The organism is Pseudonocardia sp. WMMC193 (assembly GCF_021728735.1).
Classification (GTDB): Bacteria; Actinomycetota; Actinomycetes; order Mycobacteriales; family Pseudonocardiaceae; genus Pseudonocardia; species Pseudonocardia oroxyli.
Genome location: NZ_JAKKDO010000003.1, coordinates 2,780,208 through 2,797,545, shown reverse-complemented (window position 1 = coordinate 2,797,545; position 17,338 = coordinate 2,780,208). Strand labels below are relative to the sequence as shown.

General features: G+C 73.9%; 16 protein-coding genes. 4 read left to right on the top strand and 12 right to left on the bottom strand.

Going from position 1 to position 17,338, the window contains the following annotated elements; genetic code table 11:
* The first annotated feature begins 138 nt into the window (after positions 1-138).
* A complete protein-coding gene (locus L3X23_RS14630) occupies positions 139-1,188 on the top strand; it encodes an LLM class flavin-dependent oxidoreductase (protein WP_237192742.1) in 1,050 nt (349 codons plus the stop codon).
* Here L3X23_RS14630 and L3X23_RS14625 read toward each other — a convergent pair.
* From L3X23_RS14625 to L3X23_RS14610, 4 genes are all read right to left on the bottom strand, one after another.
* Positions 1,172-2,203 carry an LLM class flavin-dependent oxidoreductase gene (locus L3X23_RS14625; RefSeq protein ID WP_237192741.1) on the bottom strand — a complete coding sequence of 344 codons (1,032 nt, stop codon included), beginning with the start codon at positions 2,201-2,203 and terminating at the stop codon, positions 1,172-1,174. The two genes, L3X23_RS14630 and L3X23_RS14625, sit on opposite strands and share 17 nt — an antisense overlap.
* Positions 2,203-3,498 (bottom strand): NtaA/DmoA family FMN-dependent monooxygenase, encoded by a 1,296-nt coding sequence (locus L3X23_RS14620; protein ID WP_237192740.1) that lies wholly within the window; start codon positions 3,496-3,498, stop codon positions 2,203-2,205. Before L3X23_RS14620 ends, L3X23_RS14625 begins: the two co-directional genes overlap by 1 nt.
* Position 3,499: 1 nt before the next feature.
* Positions 3,500-4,762: an NtaA/DmoA family FMN-dependent monooxygenase gene (locus L3X23_RS14615; protein ID WP_255734927.1), complete on the bottom strand. Its 1,263-nt coding sequence runs from the start codon at positions 4,760-4,762 to the stop codon at positions 3,500-3,502.
* Positions 4,763-4,943: 181 nt separating this feature from the next.
* A complete protein-coding gene (locus L3X23_RS14610) occupies positions 4,944-5,618 on the bottom strand; it encodes a GntR family transcriptional regulator (protein WP_237192738.1) in 675 nt (224 codons plus the stop codon).
* A 272-nt stretch (positions 5,619-5,890) separates the two neighbouring features.
* On the opposite strand from L3X23_RS14610, the gene L3X23_RS14605 reads away from it, so the two are divergent.
* Entirely contained in the window at positions 5,891-6,466 is a 576-nt protein-coding gene (locus L3X23_RS14605; RefSeq protein ID WP_237192737.1) for a UTRA domain-containing protein, read from the top strand.
* Positions 6,467-6,505: 39 nt separating this feature from the next.
* On the opposite strand, the gene L3X23_RS14600 is transcribed toward L3X23_RS14605, so the two are convergent.
* The 8 genes from L3X23_RS14600 to L3X23_RS14565 form a co-directional block, all read right to left on the bottom strand.
* Complete coding sequence (locus L3X23_RS14600) at positions 6,506-8,185, bottom strand: ABC transporter substrate-binding protein (RefSeq protein WP_237192736.1); 1,680 nt, start codon at positions 8,183-8,185, stop codon at positions 6,506-6,508.
* A 46-nt stretch (positions 8,186-8,231) separates the two neighbouring features.
* Positions 8,232-9,062 (bottom strand): alpha/beta fold hydrolase, encoded by an 831-nt coding sequence (locus L3X23_RS14595; RefSeq protein WP_237192735.1) that lies wholly within the window; start codon positions 9,060-9,062, stop codon positions 8,232-8,234.
* Between the two features lie 24 nt (positions 9,063-9,086).
* A complete protein-coding gene (locus L3X23_RS14590; protein WP_237192734.1) occupies positions 9,087-10,367 on the bottom strand; it encodes an NtaA/DmoA family FMN-dependent monooxygenase in 1,281 nt (426 codons plus the stop codon).
* A gap of 73 nt (positions 10,368-10,440) precedes the next feature.
* Positions 10,441-11,295 carry an ABC transporter permease gene (locus L3X23_RS14585; RefSeq protein ID WP_237192733.1) on the bottom strand — a complete coding sequence of 285 codons (855 nt, stop codon included), beginning with the start codon at positions 11,293-11,295 and terminating at the stop codon, positions 10,441-10,443.
* Positions 11,295-12,410, bottom strand: a complete 1,116-nt coding sequence (locus L3X23_RS14580) for an ABC transporter permease (RefSeq protein WP_237192732.1) — start codon at positions 12,408-12,410, stop codon at positions 11,295-11,297. Before L3X23_RS14580 ends, L3X23_RS14585 begins: the two co-directional genes overlap by 1 nt.
* Positions 12,407-13,219 carry an ABC transporter ATP-binding protein gene (locus L3X23_RS14575; RefSeq protein WP_237192731.1) on the bottom strand — a complete coding sequence of 271 codons (813 nt, stop codon included), beginning with the start codon at positions 13,217-13,219 and terminating at the stop codon, positions 12,407-12,409. Before L3X23_RS14575 ends, L3X23_RS14580 begins: the two co-directional genes overlap by 4 nt.
* Positions 13,216-14,163 carry an ABC transporter ATP-binding protein gene (locus tag L3X23_RS14570; protein ID WP_237192730.1) on the bottom strand — a complete coding sequence of 316 codons (948 nt, stop codon included), beginning with the start codon at positions 14,161-14,163 and terminating at the stop codon, positions 13,216-13,218. Before L3X23_RS14570 ends, L3X23_RS14575 begins: the two co-directional genes overlap by 4 nt.
* Before the next feature lie 122 nt (positions 14,164-14,285).
* Positions 14,286-15,245 carry a TAXI family TRAP transporter solute-binding subunit gene (locus L3X23_RS14565; protein ID WP_237192729.1) on the bottom strand — a complete coding sequence of 320 codons (960 nt, stop codon included), beginning with the start codon at positions 15,243-15,245 and terminating at the stop codon, positions 14,286-14,288.
* A 104-nt stretch (positions 15,246-15,349) separates the two neighbouring features.
* On the opposite strand from L3X23_RS14565, the gene miaB reads away from it, so the two are divergent.
* Both miaB and L3X23_RS14555 read left to right on the top strand, forming a co-directional pair.
* Entirely contained in the window at positions 15,350-16,819 is a 1,470-nt protein-coding gene (miaB, locus tag L3X23_RS14560) for a tRNA (N6-isopentenyl adenosine(37)-C2)-methylthiotransferase MiaB (protein WP_237192728.1), read from the top strand.
* Entirely contained in the window at positions 16,816-17,337 is a 522-nt protein-coding gene (locus tag L3X23_RS14555; RefSeq protein ID WP_237192727.1) for a hypothetical protein, read from the top strand. The genes miaB and L3X23_RS14555 overlap by 4 nt, the downstream gene beginning before the upstream one ends.
* Position 17,338 lies beyond the last annotated feature (1 nt).

The window sequence follows — 17,338 nt, the reverse complement described above, 5'->3', positions numbered from 1 at the left end:
CGCCGGAGCCCGACCGTGGCGGCGCAATGACCTGGGCACCGGCGCGCCGCGCACCGGTCATCGGGGCTGTCGAGGATCGGCGGCGGCGGGGCACCCCGCCGCCCCGGTTCCCGACCCGAAAGGGCTCCCATGACCGTCGTGCCGCGTACCTTCTCCGACTCCGGCCGCCCGCTCGGCGTCGGGATCTCGCTGGGCCGGGCGAGCGAGCGCTTCGCCGACCAGCTCGAGCTGGCCCGCCGCGCCGAGGCGGCCGGGTTCGACATGGTGACCGTGGGCGACAACGGGGTCGAGACGTTCGCCATGATGGGCGCGCTCGCGGTGGCGACCGAACGGGTGCGCCTGGTGTCCTCGATCGCCGGCTGGAGTCACAGCCCGGCCACGATGGCGCACGCCGCGTCGACCGTGCAGAACCTGTCGTCGGGGCGCTTCGTGCTCGGTATCGGGGCCACTCCGCGCGCCTGGGTGCGGGACTGGCACGGCATGGAGTTCGACCCCGTGGTCCCCCGGATGCGCGAGTACGTGATCGCGCTCCAGGCCTGCCTGCGGGCGTCCTCGGAGGCCCCGACCGCGGTCGACGGCCGCTGGTTCCCGACCCACGGCTACGCGAACTGGGACGTGGTCCAGTCCGCGCCGCCGCCGGTGCTGCTGGGGGTCACCCTGCCCCGGATGACCACGCTGGCCGGGGAGGTCTGCGAGGGCGTCATGATCAACTCGATCGTCCCGCTCGAGCACATCCGGACCCGCTCGGCGGCGCAGCTGCGGGACGGCCTGGCCGCCGCGGGCCGCGCGCCCGAGGACCGGACCGTCGGGGTCGGGCGGTTCGTCGGGGTGCACCCCGACCGGAGCCGGGCCTACGACCTGGTCCGCGCGCAGCTCGGGTTCTACTTCGCGATCCCCTACTTCCGCACCGTGCTCGCCGACCACGGCTTCGAGGCCGAGCTCGCCGCGGGCGAGGCCGCGGTCGCGGCGGGGGACCCCGCGGCGCAGATCGCCGCCGTCAGCGACCGGATGGTGGACGCCATCGGGCTGGCGGGCACCCCGGGGGAGGTCCGCGAGAAGCTCGGCGCGTACGAGGGGGTCGTGGACTGGGTGGTCCTCGCCGGGGGGATGAACCTGCCCCCCGCGGAGGGGCAGGCCCACACCGCGCGGATCCTGGAGACGTTCGGCGCGGTCACCGCGGTCGGCTGACCGACCCGACGAGCCCGGCGCGGCCCAGCTCCAGGGCCCGCCGGGTGTTGGCCGCCGCCCGGTCCCGGGGGAGACCGAAGGCGGTCACCAGCTCGACCCAGTCGACGACGCCTGCGTACCCGGCGATCCCCGCCGCGACCTCGTCCGCCGTGCCGGTGAGCGCGATGGCGTCCACCATCCGGTCGCTGACGGCGGCGACCTGCGCCGCCGCGTCGCCCGCCGCCACGGCGGCCTCCCCGGCCGCCAGCTCGGCCGCGAAGCCGAACGGCTCGAGCAGCGTGCGGAAGTACGGGACGGCGAAGTAGAAGGCCAGCCCGGGGCGGACCAGGTCCCGGGCGCGCCGCGGGTCGTCGTCGATGCCGACGTAGCGCAGCGTGCCGACCCGCAGCGCACCGCGTTCCCGGCCCGCGCGGCCCAGCCCGGTCGCGATCCGCTCGGTGGCCGCGCCGGACAGCCACGCGTGCGGGTGGATCCCGTTGAACACCAGGCCGTCCGCCACCTCGGCACCGAGCTCCGTCATCCGGGGCCCGGTGGCCGCCAGCAGCATCGGCACCTCGTGGCGGGGCAGCGCGGGGCCCGGGAAGCCGGTGGTGCGGTGGTAGCGGCCCACGGTCGCGGTGGGCCGCTCCGGGGTGGCGTCGAGGGCGTCCCGGGTGGCGAGCAGGTACTCCCGCATCCGGGCGAGCACCGGGTCGAACGCCATCCCGTGCCAGTCGCGGGCCCAGGGCCGGGGCATCGGCCCCAGGCCCAGGGTGTACCGCCCGCCCGACAGGTGGGCCACGGTCGCGGCGGCGTGCGCCGTGGTGACCGGGGTCCGCGCCCAGGTGGCGATCGACGACACGATCCCGATCCGCTCGGTCGTCACCGCCACCGCGGCCGCCGCGGTGAAGGTCTCGGTCCCGGAGTCGCCCGTGGCGACGAAGTCCAGTCCCGCCGCCTCGGCGGCGCGCGCGGACCCGACGACGTCTCGCGGGTCCACCGCGATCCCGACGGCGGGTGCCGACGGCGCGCCCATCAGAAGGCCAGCAGGTTGTCGCGCAGGTACGGCGAGTCGTAGCCGTCCCGGATGAGCCCACGCCTGCGCAGCGCGGGGGAGAGCCCGTCGGTCAGCTCGGCGATCCGGCGCCTGCTGAGGTCCCCGGTGAGCAGGAACCCGTCCCCGCCCGCCTCGGCCATGACCTCCTCCATCTGGGCGGCGACGGAGTCCGGGGTGCCGACGAGCTCGACCGACTCGCTGACGTTGTGCGTGCTCGCCAGCTCGCGCAGGGTGCGTCCGGCGCCCGCCGTGGCGTAGTCGGCCATCGTCGACCGGTGGCCGTTGACCCGGGCGGCGACGTCCGGCATGGGCGCGTCGAGATCGAAGGCCCCGAAGTCCACGCCGCTGTAGTAGGACATCCAGAACAGGTTGTCCTCCAGGACGGCGTCGCTCATCGCCTCCTTGCGCGCCTTGCGGTCCTTGGCCTGGGCCTCCGTCTCACCGAGCACGGGCTGCACGAGGTAGAGCACCTTGAGCTCCGACGGGTCGCGCCCGACGGCCCGCATCCGCGCGCTCATGTCCTCCCGGTAGGCCTTCATCGCCTCGACGCCCAGCACCGCGGACACCACGATGTCCGCGTGCTTCGCGGCGAAGTCCCGCCCCGCAGGCGACCCGCCCGCCTGGCACAGGACCGGCCTGCCCTGCGGGGACGGCGCGGTGTTCAACGGCCCGGCGCTGCGGTACCAGCGCCCCTGGAAGTCCACCGCGTGCACCTTCGCCGGGTCGGCGAACATCCGGCGCGCGCTGTCGGCGACGATCGCGTCCGGCTCCCAGGAGCCCCACAGCGCGCGCACCAGCTCGGCCCACTCGTCCGCCATCGCGTAGCGCTCGTGCTCGACCTGCCGGTCCAGCCCGTAGTTCTGCGCGGCCAGGTGGGTGCTGCCGGTCACCAGGTTGGCGCCGACGCGGCCGCCCGTGAGGTGGTCGAGCGTGGCCATCAGCCGGGCGAGCAGGAAGGGCGGGTAGAAGGTCGTCGCCACCGTCGGGATGATCCCGATGTGCCGGGTCCGCCGGGCGATCACCCCGGCGTAGCAGACGGGGTCCAGCTTGGGGGCCGCGGTGCCGGTCCGCAGCCCGTACTCCATGGTGCCCTGGTAGGTGTCGACGACCTGGGAGGAGTCCTCGAACACGATCGCGTCGAACCCGCCCCGCTCGAGGGACTCCGCGACCTCGGCGTAGTAGCGCGGGTCGGTCCACTCGGTGCGGGCGCGCCCCGCATACGGGCTGCGCCAGGTGTAGGGGGCGATGCTGGAGAAGATCCCGAGATGGAACACGTCAGTACTCCAGGAGGTGGTCGCGGAGGGTGGTGCCGGTGTAGCCGTCGCGGATCAGCCCGCGGCGGGCGAGCTCGGGGCCGAGGCCGTCGGCGACCTCGGCGACGTAGTGCCGGTCGACCGGTCCGGTGACGAGGAACCCGTCGCCGCCGACCTCGGCCATGACCTCGCCCATCTGCGCGGCGACCGAGTCCGGGGTGCCGACCAGTCGGACCGACTCCACCAGCCGGTACGCTCCGGCGGCCTCGCGCAGCGGCCGGTCCGCCGCGGCGGCGAAGAAGTCCGCCATCGTGCTCTGGTGGCCGTTCGTGACGAGGTCGGCGGGCAGCGGGAGATCGGGGTCGAACGCGGCGAAGTCGATCCCGGAGAAGTACGACATGCTCGCCAGCAGGAACGTCGGGTCGGCGGCCTGGGCGGCGTCGGCGGCGGCCCGCCGCTGCCAGGCGTCGGCGTCGGTGTCGCCGAAGGTGGGGCTGACGATGAACAGCACCTTCACCGAGTCCGGGTCGCGCCCGGTCGCCGCCGCCCGCGCCCGGACGTCCGCCCGGTAGGCCTTCATCGCCTCCACGCCCTGGACGAGGGCGATCACGGTGTCGGCGTGGGCGGCCCCCAGGTCGCGGCCCGCCGCCGATCCGCCCGCCTGGCACACCACGGGTCGGTACTGCGGGCCGGGCACGGTGTTCAGCGGGCCGCGGGAGCGGAAGAACCGGCCCTCGAAGTCCACCCGGTGGACCTTGGTGTGGTCGGCGTAGACCTCGGCGAAGCGGTCGGGGACCACCGCGTCGGGCTCCCAGGACTCCCACAGCGCCCGGACCAGCCGGATCCACTCGTCGGCGCGCGCATAGCGGTCGTCGTGGTCCGCGTGGCGGTCCTGGCCGAAGTTGCGCGCGGCCTGGTGGGTGCTGGAGGTGACCAGGTTGATCCCGGCCCGTCCACGGGTGACGTGGTCGAGGGTGACCGCGAGCCGGGCGGCCAGGAACGGGGGGTAGAACGAGGTCGAGACCGTCCCGACCAGCCCGATGTGGGACGTCGCGTCCGCGATCACCGGGAGGTAGGGGAGCGGGTCGTGCTCCGGCGCGCTGAACGCCGCGCGCAGCGCGTAGTCCCGCGACCCGCCGTAGGTGTCGCTCACCTGCAGCGAGTCCTCGAACACGAGGTAGTCGAAGCAGGCCCGCTCGAGCGACCTGGCCACGTCGACGTAGAGCTCGGGGCCGACCCAACCGGTGCCCGGCGCGCCGCCCCAGGTGCGGCTGCGCGGGCCCAGTTCTGCACCGAGACGTTGCCGAACCAGCCCATGTGGAACATCGGTCCTCCTCTGCGGAACGCGCCGTGTCGCGCGGAAGCGTCGAGCCGCAGCGAACCGCGCGGACGTTCCGGGCGGGCGCGCGCTCGGTTTCCGGCTGATTGCGCGGACCGCCGGGGCGGGGCGTCCCCGGGCGGCGGCCTCAGGCGCGCAGCATCACGCGGTCCCCGCGGAACGCGCTGTGCACGATCTCCACCGGCCCGTGTGCGTCGCTGCGCACCGTCGTGCCGATCAGCAGCGGGCTGCCGGGCTCGATCTCCAGCAGCCGGGCGAGCGCGGCGGGGCAGGCGACCGCACGGACCCGGGAGCGGGCGACGGTGTCCGGGTGCCCCCCGCGGGCCGTGGGGTCGGCGGGACCGTCGAGACGCTGGTAGCGGGTCCGCACGAACAGCGGCACGTCGGTGCGCCCCAGCTCCTCGACGACGGCGAAGCGGGCCTGCTGCGGGCCGGGGGCCGACAGGTGCTCCCCGACGTGGCGGACGGTCTCGACGACCCACGGCTCGCCGCCCGCCGTGGTCCGGGGCTCGAGATCGAGGTCCAGCACCCGGTGCGCCACGACCGTCCCGAACCGGGGCGCCCGGCTGACCAGCCCGTCCTCGGCCAGCATCTGCAGGGCGCGGCGGATCGAGTTGCGGCTGAACCCGTAGCCCGCCACCAGCTCCTCCTCCACGAGCTGGGGCCGGGCGTCGGGCCAGTCCCGCAGCGAGACGCGCAGCCGGGCGTAGGCCCGGTGTGGGCTCGACTCGTGCTGCTGGCGGGCAGCGGCCCGCAGTCTGCGGTGCTCGGCCCGGCGCCGGTCGATCTCACGGGGTCTCACGCGGTCCTCCCCTGGTCCGGGCGGGTATGGGGGACGCCGCTGTCCGTACGCGGGACCCGGCGGGGACGCGTACCCCGCCATGGTCGTCGGCGCGGGCCCGCAGGGCCAGGGGGCACCCGGCCGGCGCAAACGGATCGCTGCACCCGGAAACACCACCGTCACACCGGGGGCGGGCTCAGTGGCTAGCGTCCCGGGGAGGGAGCCCGAACGGAGAGGAGTACACGGCGGTGAACGTCGATCGCGGACCTGCGTCGACACCTCGGGAGGGTCCCGTGCCGGGGGCCGCCCGGGACGAGCTGGACGAGCTCTGGGCCGTCTCGGCCGAGTCCACCGGCCCCTCCGGCGAGGCCCTGCTGGTCGTGCCCGCCGACCAGCTGATCCCCCCGGAGCTCATCGCCCCGGGGAGCGGCCTGCGCACCGCGGTCATCGAGCGCCGTGAGGTCGAGCCCGGTGAGGTGCTGCGCGGGGTCATCGGGTCGCCCGGGCAACGGGTGGTGCTCATCGAGCAGCTGGGCACCCTGCACGGCGAGCCGCTCTACGTCGTGTCGAGCTACCACGCCACGGATCGGCCGGACGTGTTGAACAGCGGCTGGGACACGCTCAACCTGCACGGCGACTTCTGGACCCTGCAGGAGGCCTTCACCGAGCTGTTCGGCACCGAGCCGGGGCCCGCCGAGCTGAGCTCGCAGGCCGTGCGGTGCGAGGAACGGACCGCGCGGCTGCTGGGGCTGACGGTCGGGGCGCCGGTGCTCCTGCGGGAGATCCGGCTGCGGGACGTCGCCGGGGTGGTGCGGGTGATCGTCTACGTGCACTACCGGGCCGACCGCGTGGTGCTGGAGGAGTCCTGAGCGGTGCGGGGCGGTGGGGTCCACCGCCCCGCACCGGGGTCAGGCGGGGTTGAGCGCCGTGTAGTCGACGGCGCTGTCGGTGCGCCAGGTCAACCCGGACAGGGTGGTGCGCATCGCCGTCGTCGGCTTGGTCTTGGCGATGTACACCGTCGAGGCCGAGCCGAGCCAGATCCGTTCCGCGGCGTTCCAGTAGGTGCCCGCGGCGGCGCTGAGCGCGTCACCGGCCTGCACACCGGAGTTCACCGTGGCGTAGAACGAGTCGTCGGACCAGTTGGCCAGGTTGGTGCTCGATCCCTTGGTGGTCCCCAGCAGCAGCTCGTAGGGCGGGGAGAGGGAGATCGCCGACCCGGAGTTCAGCGAGGCCTGCGCCTTCCAGGTCTGCACCTTGTCCGAGTACTGGACCGGCGGCAGCGAGTCGACCGTGATCCGGAAGCCCGCGTCGGCGGCCGCACTCTGGATCGCCACCGCCGCGTCCTCCATGCCCGGCATCGAGTTGTTCACGGTGAGCGCGACGTCGACCCCGTTCGGGTAGCCCGCGGCCGCCAGCAGCTGCTTCGCCTTGGCGGGGTCGTAGGTCCACTTCGGCAGCCCGGCCCCGGTGTAGCCGGGGGCGTCGGGTGACAGGAACGAGTTGGTCACCTCGGCGCGGTCCTTGAACGCCTGCGACACGATCTGGTCGTAGTCGATCGCATACGCGAACGCCTGCCGGACGGACTCGTCGGTGAAGGGCGCCTGGCTGGTGGTCAGGGAGACCGAGATGAAGTTGTTGGCGGACAGCTGGGGCACGACCACCGACGAGTCCGCGGCCAGGTCGGTCTGGTCCGAGGCGCGCAGCCCGAGGGCGATGTCGGCGTCCCCGGAGCGCAGGGCGCTCGCCCGGTTGGCCGGGTCGGCCACCACCCGCCGGATGATCCGCTTCACCTTCGGCTCGCCGAGGGCGTAGGTGGGGTTCGCGGTCAGCACGGTCTCGGTGCCCGCGGTCTGGCTCTCCACCCGGTAGGGGCCGAAGCCGAAGTCGAAGCGGCCGCTGGAGTACTTCGTGGCCCAGGGGTCGTCCGCCGTGACGTGCTGCTTGAGGTAGGTGGAGTCGTAGATCTGGCCGGTGATGTCGGCCATGGTGGACAGCAGGGTGAACGTGTCGCCCGCGCTCGGCACGGTGACCGAGACGGTGTACTGGTCCACCTTCGTGAACTGCTTCGCGGGGTCGGTCAGGGCCGGGGCCACGACGTAGGGGGTGACCGAGGTCGGGGAGCCGAACTTGCGCTCGTAGGACCAGATGACGTCGTCCGCGGTGAGCTCGTTCCCGTGCTCGCTCATCACCCCCTTGCGCAGGTGGAAGGTGACGGTCTTGCCGTCCGGGGAGACGTCGTAGGACTCGGCGAGGCGGCCCTCGAACGTGTAGAGGTCCTGCTTGACCACCCCCGCCTGGTCGGTGGCGACGTAGGGCTTGCGGATGAGCGTCTCGTTCAGCGCCAGCGACAGGTCCATGAAGTCCAGCGAGGAGGACCAGCCTGCGTCGAAGGAGACCTGGGTCGCCTGGTCGGGGGTCACCACGACGACGGTGGAGCCGTCGTCGCCGGTGGCCCCCTGCGGCGGCGCGGAACAGGCCGCGGCGAGGGCGAGCCCGACGAGGGCCGCCACGGCGGCGGTCAGTCTGCGTCGGCGCCGTCCGCGGGCGGGACGGGGATCCTGCGCGGCGTGATCCGGGGGCGGGAGCATGGTCGGTCCTTCCTGGGGTGGGGGTGGGTGCGGGTCCGCCGGAGAATCAGTCGGTCCGGGCGAAATGGGCGGACACGACGTCCGCGAGCAGCTCGGGCGCCTCGTCGGCGACGTCCATGCCGACGTCGCCGAGGTCCGCGAGCAGGACGGTGTCCGGATGGGAGGCGGCGACGGCGCGGGTCTCGCCGTCGAGCATCTCCCGGGCCCCGGTCAGGCCGAGGACGGGGATGCGGACCGCGGCGAGCAGGGCGAGGTGGTCCGTGCGGCCGACCGCGTTGTGCCCGTCGGGGCGGTGCTCGGCGCACTGCAGCATCTCGGTGAGCGACCGCGCCATGACCGGGCCCAGCACCGGCCCGGCCGTGTGTGCGACGCGGTTGCGCCACCAGGCGTCCACGTCGTCGATGAAGTCCGGGCCCCAGACCGGCGGCGGCTCCGTCGCGAGCTCGCGGGCGAACTCGGCGGAGAGCACCGGGATGCCCCACATGGCGAGCGAGCGGACCCGGTCGGGGCTGGTCGCGGCCAGGGTGAGCCCGACCGAGGCGCCGGTGTGGTGGCCGAGCACGTGCGCCGCGTCGATGCCGAGGGCGTCCAGGACGTCCAGCGCGGCGTCCGCGTAGTCGCCGAGCCCGGCCGCCGAGGGGACGGGCGTGACCGGGTCGGACGCGCCGTAGCCGGGCAGGTCCATCGCGACGACGCGGTGGCCGCGCTCGGCGAGTGGCCCCAGCAGCGCCGACCACATCGCCGACGAGCTGGGGACCTGGTGGAGCAGCAGGACCGGGGAGCCGTCCTGCGGCCCCGCCGTGCGCAGGTGCACCTGGCCGTGTCGGGAATCCACATAGGACTTACGGGTGACGGTGGTGGTGACGGTGACGGACATGGCGCTCCTCGACGGGCGGGTCGGCTAGAAGGCGAGCAGGTTCTCGCGCAGGGTGGGGAAGGCGTAGCCGTCCCGGATCAGGCCGCGCCTGCGCAGCTCGGGCGCGAGGCCGTCCGCGATCTCGGCGATGAACCGCCGGTCGACCCGACCCGAGACCAGGTACCCGTCCGCGCCGGACTCCGCGACCAGCTCGCCCATCTCGGCGGCGACCGCGTCCGGGGTGCCGGTGAACGACAGGACCGGCAGCGGGCGCGAGGCGATCTCGCGCAGCGTCGTGCCCTCCGGGTGGCCCTCGGTGAGCCACGCCAGGGTGGACTTCGCCGCGTTCGTCTGGACCCGGGGGACCGGGGCGTCGAGGTCGAACCGGGAGAAGTCCTGGCCGGAGGCGAACGACATCATCGCCAGGTTCGCCTCCACGTTGGCGGCCACCGCGGCGGACTGTGCGCGGCGCAGCTCGGCGGCCTGCTCGGCGCTGTCGGTCAGGGCGAAGCTGCAGATGAACAGCACCTTGACGTCCTCGGGGCGGCGACCGGCCGCGACGGCGAGCGCGGAGACGTCCTCCCGGTAGGCCTTCATCTCCTCGACCGTGGTGACCTGGGCGATGATCGTGTCGGCGTGCTTGGCCCCGAACTCCTTGCCCGCCGCTGACCCGCCCGCCTGGCAGAGCACGGGCCTGCCCTGCGGGCCGGGGATCGTGGTGAGCGGTCCGCGGCTGCGGAAGTACTTGCCCTCGAAGTCGATCGGATGGACCTTGGTGTGGTCGGCGTAGATCCCCGCGTCGGGGTCGGCGCGGACCGCGTCCGGCTCCCAGGACGCCCACAGCCGGTTGCAGACCTCGACCCACTCGTCGGCCATCGCGTAGCGCTCGTCGTGCTCGATCTGCTCGCGCAGTCCGTAGTTCTGCGCGGTGCGGACGTTGTGCGAGGTGACCAGGTTCGCCCCGATGCGCCCGGCGGAGAGGTGATCGAGGGTGCTGAACAGTCGGGCCGCGAGGAAGGGCGGATAGAACGTCGTGGTCACGGTCGCGATCAGCCCGATGTTGCGGGTCTGCGCGGCCACGGCGGCGACCAGCGGGATGGGGTCGTGCTTGGGCGCCAGCCGGGCGGTGCGCAGCGCGTAGTCCATCGAGCTCCCGTAGGCGTCCGAGACGAACGAGCCGTCCTCGAACATCAGGTAGTCGAACCCCGCGCGTTCGAGGGAGCGCGCCATGTCGACGTAGAGCTCCGGTTGCGTCCACTCCGTCGCACCCCGACCCGACCATCGACCGTTCCAGGACTGCACCTGGTAGCTGAGGAACCAGCCCATGTGGAACATGCTTCACCCTCACTGTCGCCGTGTCGTCTGTTCGGTCCGCCCCCGGCGGACCACCGCCCACCCGCTAGCGGGTCGGTCGCTCGAAGAAGGTCCGGGAGGCGAGGGAGACCGACGCCACCGTCGCGGCCAGGGCGGCCGCCGGGAACGCGGCGGACCACCACCGCCCGGTCAGCGCGTCGCTCACCCCGCGGGTGAGCATCGAGCCCCACTCCGGGGTGGGCGGCGGGAGCCCGACGCCGATGAACCCCAGCGCGGCGGTGAGGATGACACTCACCGCGAAGATCACCGAGGTGTTCTGCAGCGCGGGCCGCGACGCGTTCGGCAGGACGTGGCGCAGGGTCAGCTCCCACTCGCTCATGTCCTGCATCCGGGCGGCGTCGAGGTAGGCCTCACCGCGGACCCGGAGCACCTCCGTGCGCACCAGCCGGACCTGGACGGGGCACAGGATCACCGACATGGCCACGGTCAGGGTGAGTCCGGTGGCCCCGTAGAAGGACACCACGATCAGCCCGGCCAGCACGGCGGGAACGGCCTCCACCAGGTCCACGATGCGGGCGGACCCGCGGGCCACCGCGGCCCGCGCCCCGCGTCCGGACTCGCTCATCCCGATCGTCAGCCCGAGGACGAGGCCGATCAGGGTGGCGCCGACGGTCGTGCCGAGGGCGATGAGCAGGTTGGTCCGGGCGGCGGCGATCGTGCGGGAGAACACGTCGAGGCCCGCGGAGTCGGTGCCGAAGAGGTACGGCGCGCCGGGCGGCTGGGAGACCGGGCCGATCACCCGCTCGGGGTCGAACGGGACCACGAACGGCCCGACGACGGCGACGAGCACCACCAGGGCGAGCGGCACCAGCGCCGCCGTCCGGCGGGACAGCAGCGGGCGCGCGACGGACGGACGGGGGGCGGCGGTCGGGGCCGACATCATGCCTCCACTCGGGAACCGGGACGCCGCCGCGGGTCGATGACCATGTTGCACAGGTCGACCACCAGGAAGACCAGCAGCGCCATCGTGGCGATGACCATCAGGAAGCCCTGCAGGGCGACGTAGTCCGACGCGGTCACGGCGTCGACGGCGTAGGTGCCCATGCCCGCGAAGCCGAACAGGGTCTCCAGGACCACCGCCCCGCCGAGCAGGTAGCCGAAGAGCGTGCCGCACATCGCGACCGCGGGTGGCAGGGCGCGGCGGTACACCGACAGGACCACCCCGATCCGGCTCGCCCCGGAGGCGATCCGGAACCGGGTCGGTGCGGCGTCGATCGACTCGCCGAGCGACGACACCAGCAGCTTGATCAGGATCGGTGACTGGGCCAGGGCCATCACCAGGACCGGCAGGGCCAGGTGCCGGGCCATCGACCAGGTCGCCGCCCAGTAGGTCTGCAGGATCGTGTCCAGGAACGGGAAACCGGTGATCACGTTCGGGGGGACCAGGCCCGCATCGAGCCTGCCCAACGGCGCGGGCACCACGTGCAGCGCGGTGTAGAACACGAGGAGCCCGGCGACGGCCAGCACGTACTCGGGCACCGCGCCCGCCGCCCTGGCGTACGCGGTGATCACCCGGGACACCGGGTTGTGCGGGTGCCACACCGCCACGTACGAGGCGACGAGGCTGAGCAGGACCGTCGCACCGAGACCCATCAGGGCGAGCTCCACGGTCCCGAAGAGCCGCTGGCCGAGCTCGGTGGCCACCGGCGCCCCGGTGGCGAGCGAGGTGCCGAGATCCAGCCGGGCCAGCTGGGACAGGTAGCGGCCGAGCTGGTCGAACAGGGACCCGTCGAGCCCCATCGCCGTCTGCATCTTGGCGTAGGCGGCATCGTCGTACTGCTGGCCGAGCTTGGCGCGGACCGGGTCGCCGGGGATGGAGCGGATCAGCAGGAAGCTGACCGCGGTGAACACCAGCAGGTGCACCGGGAGCACGGCCAGCCTGCCGAGCCACCACCGGTTCCGGCGCACGACGGCGACGAGCGGGGCGAGCGGGGCGGCGGGGGGCGCCGCAGGGGGCGCTGTGGAGGGCGCCGTGGGGGGCGCGGCGGCGGTCACGAGGCCACCGCCCGCTGGGGGTGCGCCGCGAGCAGGGTGCGGGTGTAGGGGTGTTCGGGAGCGTGCACGAGCCGCGTCGCCGGGCCGTGCTCGACGATCCGGCCGCGGTGCATCACCACGATCTCGTCGCACAGGAACGCCGTCGCGGGCAGGCCGTGGGAGATGAACACCAGCCCGGTGCCCGCGGCCGCGCTCTCGGACTTCAGCAGGTTGAGGATCGCCCCCTGGACCGAGACGTCCAGGGCGGAGACGACCTCGTCGCAGACCAGCATGCGCGGCCGGGCGACGAGGGCGCGGGCGATCGCGAACCGCTGCCGCTGCCCCCCGGACACCTGGTCGGGCCTGCGGTCGGCCATGGCCGGGGCGAGCCCCAGCCGCGCGAGCACCTGCTCGGTCAGCTCCTCGGCCTCCTCCCGCGAGACCGTCAGCAGCCTGCGGGCCGACGTGGTCACCGCGTGGCGCAGGGTGTGCCGAGGGTCGAAGGAACCGGTGGTGTCCTGGCCGATGTACTGCACCTCGCGGCGGAACCCGGAGCGGCCGGGGCGGGTGCCCAGCACGGTCGACAGGTCCAGCCCGCGGTACTCGACGGCGCCGGAGGTGGGGCGGTCCAGGCCGACCAGCATCCGGCCGAGCGTCGACTTGCCCGAGCCGGACTCCCCGACGATCCCGGTCCGCACGCCGAACGAGAACCGCGCGGTCACCTCGTCGACCGCGCGCACGCCGTGGGCGCCGCCGAAGGTGCGGACCACGTCCCGGGCGCGCAGCTCGCCGTGGCCGGGACCCTCGTCGGGTGGGGTGGGTGTGCTCATGCCGGGGCCGCCGAACCGACGAACTGTTCCAGCGTGGGCAGCAGGTCCGCCTCGACGTCGCCGAGGGTGGGCACGCAGCGCAGCAGGCCGCGCACGTACGGGTGGGCGTCCGGGCGGTCGAGCCGGTCCGACGGGCCGTCTCCGACCAGGTCGCCGCGATACATCACCAGGGTGCGATCGGAGTACTCGGCGCACAGGTGGATGTCGTGGCTGACCATGATCACCGCCGTGCCGAGCTCCATGGTGAGCTCGGTGAGCAGGTCCATCGCCGCGCGGGCGGTGGAGGCGTCGAGCGCGCTGGTGGGCTCGTCGGCGATCACCAGGCGCGGTCGGCCCGCGAGCGCCAACGCCAGCATCACCCGTTGGCGCATGCCGCCGGACAGCTCGTAGGGGCGGGCCGCGAGGACGCGCGCGGTGTCGCGCAGCCCCACCCGGGTCACCCAGTCGCCCGCCGCCACCCGGGCCTCCCGGCGGCTGCACCCGGTGTTGGTCCGCAGGACGTCCGCGAGCTGGCTGCCCACGCTCCAGACGGGGTCCAGCGAGGTCATCGCGTCCTGGAACATCATCGAGACCCCCGGCGTGCGCGGAGGCAGCCGCGGCCGTCTGCCGCCGCCTGCCCGCCCCAGGTCCCGACCGTCGAACCGGACGGACCCCGAGACGGTGACCGCGGGATCGAGGAATCCGGCGATCGCCAGCGCCAGGGTGGTCTTGCCCGACCCCGACTCGCCCACGACGGCGATCCGCTCGCCGCGGGCGACCCGGGCGGAGACCGCGTTCACCGCGACCACCGCGGACGCGCCGCTGCCGTAGCTCACGGTGAGGTCGTCGATCTCCAGCAGCGCGCCCTCGGGGGCCGCCGGAGCGGAGTCCTCCGCGGCGCCCGCGTGGGCGGACGTCCGCGGGTCCGCGGGATGTGGAACACCGAGCTGAACACCGAGCGTCACGGGTACCTCCATCAGGGTGGGCTCGGCAATGCTCGGATCGCGGTGTTTCTGGCCCCACGCCGGTGGGTAACCTGCTCGTTGCGCCACGCACGGTTGATGACGGGCACGAGGCGGCTAGGCGACTAGGCGACCTTGCCCGCGCGGTAGAACCGCTCCGCGCCGGGGTGCAGCGGGACGGGCTGGGTGCCGATCGCGGAGCGCGCGTCGATGGTCAGCGCGGCCGGGCTGGCGGCGGCGAGGCGCGCCTGACCGGCGAACATCGTCTGGACCAGTGCGGCGGCCAGGTCGTCGTCCGTCCCGGCGGGGACCAGCAGGAAGTTCCGGACGAACAGCGTCGCCACCGGCTCCCCGATCCCGTAGGCGGACGCGGGCACGGTCCCGGGGGAGTAGACGGGGTAGGCCTTGCGGACGTCCTCCAGGACGTCGGTGAGGTCCAGCAGCCGGATCGGCAGCGCCGCGGCGAGATCGGTGATGCCCGAGGTGGGGAGCCCGCCGGACCAGAAGAACGCGTCGACGGTCCCGTCCCGCAGGGCGGCGATGGAGTCCGCCAGGCCCAGCTGCCGGACCTCGACGCCGTGGTCGGGGTCGATGCCCGCGGTGCGCAGCAGGCGTCGGGCGATCTCGTAGTAGCCCGAGATCGGCGTGCCGACGGCCACGGCCAGCCCGCGCAGGTCGACCAGCCGCCGGGCGGGCGAGTCCCGCCGGACGACGACGTGGACCGCGTCGTCGTAGATCCGGGCCAGGGCGCGCGGGGAGCGCGGATCGCCCGGCGCGTCCACCGCCAGCCGCTCCGCCGCCGTGTCGACCTGGCTGAACGCCACGTCCGCGGTGCCCGCCGCGAGCCGGTCCAAGTTGTCGACGGAGCCCGCCGTGGTCAGCACCTCGGGGGTGGCGCCGAGCTGCTCGGACCAGATCGCGGCGAGCGTGCCCCCGAGCCGGTAGTAGACGCCCGCGCCGACGCCTGCGGCGATCGTGAGCCGCCTGCCGTCGTAGGGCAGGCCGCAGCCGGCGAGCGGGCCGACGAGCGCCGGGACCGCCAGGCCCGCCAGGACGCGCAGCGCCGTCCGGCGGTCCAGGTGCATGGCGGCATCCTCCCGGACCCGCACCCCCGCCGTCATCCCGGTGCCGACGGTCGGTGCCGACGGTCGGTGCCGTGGCCTCCCCTCGCGGGGCCTACCCTCGTGGGGTGACCCGCAGCTACACCATCCGCACCTACGGGTGCCAGATGAACGTGCACGACTCCGAGCGCATGGCAGGCCTGCTCGAGTCGGCGGGCTATGCGCGCGCGGAGGACCCCGGCACCGCGGACGTGGTCGTGTTCAACACCTGCGCGGTGCGGGAGAACGCGGACAACAAGCTGTACGGCAACCTCGGGCACCTGCGGCCTGCCAAGGACGCGAACCCGGACATGCAGATCGCCGTCGGCGGCTGCCTGGCGCAGAAGGACCGCGAGACCATCACCCGGCGCGCCCCGTGGGTCGACGTGGTGTTCGGGACGCACAACGTCGGGTCGCTGCCCACCCTATTGGAGCGCGCCCGGCACAACGCCGCCGCCGAGGTGGAGATCCTCGAGTCGCTGGAGGTCTTCCCCTCCACACTGCCCGCCCGCCGCGACTCCGCCTACGCCGGCTGGGTCTCGATCTCGGTGGGCTGCAACAACACCTGCACGTTCTGCATCGTGCCGTCGCTGCGCGGCAAGGAGCGCGACCGGCGCCCCGGCGACATCCTCGCCGAGGTGCAGGCGCTCGCCGCGGACGGCGTGCTCGAGGTGACCCTGCTCGGGCAGAACGTGAACGCCTACGGCTCCGAGTTCGGCGACCGGCAGGCGTTCGCGAAGCTGCTGCGCGCCTGCGGCGAGGTCGAGGGGCTCGAGCGGGTCCGGTTCACCTCGCCGCACCCGCGGGACTTCACCTCCGACGTGATCGCCGCGATGGCCGAGACCCCGAACGTCTGCCCGCAGCTGCACATGCCGCTGCAGTCCGGGTCGGACCGGGTGCTGCGGGCCATGCGCCGGTCGTACCGCTCGTCGCGCTTCCTGGACATCCTCGACGAGGTCCGGGCCTCGATCCCGGACGCGGCGGTCTCCACCGACATCATCGTCGGGTTCCCGGGGGAGACCGAGGAGGACTTCGCCGCGACCCTCGACGTCGTGCGCCGCGCCCGGTTCGCCCAGGCCTTCACGTTCCAGTACTCCCCGCGGCCGGGCACGCCCGCCGCGGACCTGCCCGACCAGCTGCCCAAGGCGGTCGTGCAGGAACGCTACGAACGGCTCGTCGCCCTGCAGGAGGAGATCTCCTGGGCGGAGAACCGCAGGCTCGAGGGCAGCACCGTCGAGGTGCTGGTGGCCACCGGCGAGGGCCGCAAGGACGGCGCGACCCGCCGGATGAGCGGCCGCGCACGGGACGGCAGGCTGGTGCACTTCGCGCCGGGGACCGCGACACCCCGACCGGGCGACCTGGTCACCGTGACGATCGACTACGGCGCGCCGCACCACCTGGTGTCCGACGGCGGGGTGCACACCCACCGCCGCACGCGGGCGGGAGACGCGCACGAGGCGGGACAGCGGCCCGGCGGCGCGCCGACCGGGTTGGGGCTGCCGGGGTTCGGGAAGCCTGCCGCCGAGCCGGTGGCAGCGGGATGTGGGGTTCGGGGATGAACGACAAGGCACCCTGGGAGCGCGGCTCGAACGGCGGCTCGGGGAACGGCGGCTCCGGGAACGGCACGGACCTGTCCGCGCTCGAGACCGAGCTCGCCGGCGTCGCGCGGCGGGTGGAACGGCGGATCGACCCCGGCGTGGCGGCGCTGGTCGCGGCGGTGGGGGTGCTCGCCGTCGTCGGTGGCTTGCTGCTGCCCTGGGTCGGGTCGACGACGGGCTGGCAGCTGCTGGTCGGGGTCGAGAACCTCGGCCCGCTCCCGCGGCTGTTCACGATCACGGCCACCGTGTTCGGGCTGGTCGCGTCCGTGCTGGCGCTGACCACACGCCTGTGGGCGATCGCGTTCACGGCCGCCGTGGGCTGCGGCATCTCGACCGTGACGGGCGTGTGGGCGATCTGGACCCGTCAGTCCGGCGCGCTGGAGGGCGTGGTGGGCCCCGGCCCCGGGCTGATCCTGGCCGCGGTCGCGGTGGCCGTCCTGACCTTCACCTGGGCGAAGATCGCGCTGCAGCGCGGCTGAG